This is a genomic window from Halorubrum sp. C191 (assembly GCF_002727095.1).
Classification (GTDB): domain Archaea; phylum Halobacteriota; class Halobacteria; order Halobacteriales; family Haloferacaceae; genus Halorubrum; species Halorubrum ezzemoulense.
The window spans coordinates 1-3,045 of the sequence record NZ_NHNZ01000127.1 but is presented as its reverse complement, the minus strand read 5'-3'; the positions used below and the strand labels follow the sequence as shown (position 1 = coordinate 3,045).

The window sequence follows — 3,045 nt, the reverse complement described above, 5'->3', positions numbered from 1 at the left end:
CACCACCACTGCTGTCATCGTCGCCCTCATCAGTGGTCGAAGATTCGGCGACTGCGAACGGTGAGAGACCGCTACTGGTTGCCGTCAGCCTAACGTCACCATTGGTCGGAGTTGCGTCGGTAGCAAGCTGTTTCCACGCGCCATCAACGTAGTGTAGCAGCACGGCGTTTTCTGTAGCGATTCCTACCTCGTCGAGCCGAGACTGACTGATCGTTACTGTGACCTCTGTGTCTTCACTCACACTGGAATCACCACTAATGTCAAGATATGTCGCAACAGAATTATTGGGGATTGGTGCTCCTCCAGTGGGTGAAGACGACTCAGTGACCGACACGTTCTTTACACCAGAATCAGACGGCAGGCGAACACTCACGTTGCGGACATTACCGTCTCCTGTGAGCTGAACATTAGTACGCCCGTCATCAACAGAGTTGCTTCCGCTGCTGATCGCATTAATGACCTCAAAGTCGACTCGATTTGAGGACATCCGCGTTGGTTCTCCTTCAACCATTGCAACGTGAACAGCGACGTATTCACCCGGGGCAAAGTTCTCAAGTGTGTCGACAGTTAGGGTAGTATCGCTCCCTGCTTGTTTCGAGGTTACAGAGGCATTTATTCGTGAATCGCCCACAGAATCGGTCTGCGGTTCGCTAAATTCACCCTCATTCGCAAGGAACGTGATAACGTCAGGAAGTGCGTAGACGCCCGATCGTTTGTTTGAGGTTAGAGTGCGGCCAAATGCTGACACATCATCTTTCGTCCGCTGAACACCATTAACCTCGTCAATTGAGTGTTCGATTTCGAATTCATCTGGTGTCGTATCAGCGTCGATGTCACTAGGGGCTACAAGAGTTAGGTCTTCGCTGGCTACTTGTGATTCATTCCAAATTGCGACAGCATGCTCGATGTCACTGCTTCCTAAGTTAGCGTTAACATCGAATGTCACACTATCGCCCGCCGCATATGTTTCGCTAGCACGTTGGACACCCAGCGTAGATGCCGTCTCTTGGACAATCGCAGAGTCAACGCCAACAACGCTCACCTCACCCGGAACAGTAATGTCGCCGTTGTTGACGACGTTGAGTCCTTGGCCGCTGTTCGTAACTACTGCCATGTAGAGATACGACCCTGGCTCAGCGTTATTGATTGTGAAGTCGGCCCCGCCGTTCGTTACCTGCTGGGAGCTAACATTGTCAAACGTGACATCGTCGCTATCTGCGTTGTCACGAATGAACTGACGGAGGGTATCAATATTAGTCGTGGATGGGACTTGTGTGTCTGTGGACTCGATCCTCGCAGAAATGAGATGAACCTGTTCGTTGTCAAGGTTATTAATTGGATCAAAGCCCAAGTCGATTGTGGCAGTATTCTCATGTACAACCAACCGGTTAATCCCTAGGTCGAGCTTAACTCTTGGATTGTCGAGGCGTACACTGGTGTCCATATTTTCTACCGCTGTTGCAATAGCATTGTTTTGGCTTCGATCTACACGAAGCGTGAATGGTGCGGAATTCCGAACATCAACACTCTGCGTTACGTTGATAAAATCGCCAGACTGTTCAACCGGTTGACTGGTGGTGGGCGGATCATCTATTGCCTGAGGGGCTGGACTGACTGCTCCAGCAGCTCCTGCCACTGGGGACATGAGCATAACAGCAGTAATAACGCCCACAAACAACTTGTTGAGTGGCATACTAATTCGAATGTCACGCGGGGACATATTAATTTCTTTGGAGGGGAGTGCGTCGCAGTAGAAAGATAGCACCAGAGGTCGCACGATGCCGAAAGATTCAGTACCCCGATGGATCTGAATTGAATTATGTCACGGGTTTTGTTCGTTGCCCTCCTTGTTGCTTTAGCGAGCCTCTTTGGCGCAACAGCAGTCGTACAAGCGAACGGCTCAGATGTCATAACGGTTGAAAACGGAGAAGTTGATGTGCCGGACCGGTCCGTAGAGGTTGGACCATTCGGATCATACAACGTGTCATCGGTTGCCCCGATTAAGCCAGGTGAACAGATTGAAATTTCTGTTTCAAAGAACACAGATGAGCGATTTAATCTGTACTTGTACGACGCCAATGAGAATCCGGTAAAATCAACGAACACGACAGAATCTACTGTTACGTTTGATTCGGACGGTCTCAGCGCTGGAACCTACATACTTGCGTACTTTTCTAATGAAACGTTACAGACAATTCAACCAGTTGTGATTCAAGGGTATGAGACAACAGTCACTGCCCCGTCAACGGTTGCGGTTGGTGACAATGGTTCAGTAAATGTTACTCCAACAGCGTATGATTCTTCGGATGAGCCACCGATCGAAACTGTCGAAGTGGTACTCGTAGATGGCGAGACAACGGAGCGGATTACAGCAACTAAGGAAGGAGACACGTACACAGCACCACTTGATGATGAGTATGAACCTGGCGACTACCGCCTGTACGCTGCCGTGACTGGGACCGGTCAGGTTGCTGGAGAGTTCCCGAACATTCTCTCCGTGAGCGATGAGCAATCGCTGACTATCACTGAAGAAACGGCAGATGAGTCAGGAGACACCGGAAACAATGGTGGTAGCGGTGGCGGTGGCGGTGGTGGGGGAGGTAGTGCTGCTCCCGTGGACAATACGACATCTGAGAGTGTGAATGAGACGACTAACGCCACCAGTGAAAACAAGTCAGTCGAAGTAAACAGTACTGGTCAGAACGTCTCGAACACGACTAAAAGTAATGTAACAGCAGACGGAGAAGCGAATACCACCAACGCTACAGGCAGCGAGAAGTCTGACCCGAGTGGAAACGTTACGGGAAGTACACAAGACACTGGAGACAATAGTAGCCAAGTAACTGAACCATCGGAACCAAACCCAGATCAGAATACCGACGAATCAGTTCCACTAAATGGTCCTACGCTGCTGCTAATTTCGCTGTTTGTGATTGGAGCGGTGACACGGCTCAGAAATTGACATCCTCCTCCGCGTGAACGCGGAGGAATCCCGAGCGGTGGGTGTTTCAGGTTCATAGTTCAGTCACTCAGCTTTGAACGTTG

2 protein-coding genes are annotated in these 3,045 nt (G+C 50.2%); one reads left to right on the top strand and one right to left on the bottom strand.

Going from position 1 to position 3,045, the window contains the following annotated elements; genetic code table 11:
* On the bottom strand, positions 1-1,693 hold a 1,693-nt coding region (locus Z052_RS12695), incomplete at its 3' end, for a PGF-pre-PGF domain-containing protein (RefSeq protein ID WP_158228690.1).
* A 126-nt stretch (positions 1,694-1,819) separates the two neighbouring features.
* Between Z052_RS12695 and Z052_RS19795 the strand changes: the two genes are divergently transcribed.
* Entirely contained in the window at positions 1,820-2,962 is a 1,143-nt protein-coding gene (locus Z052_RS19795; RefSeq protein ID WP_144050025.1) for a hypothetical protein, read from the top strand.
* Positions 2,963-3,045: the final 83 nt, after the last annotated feature.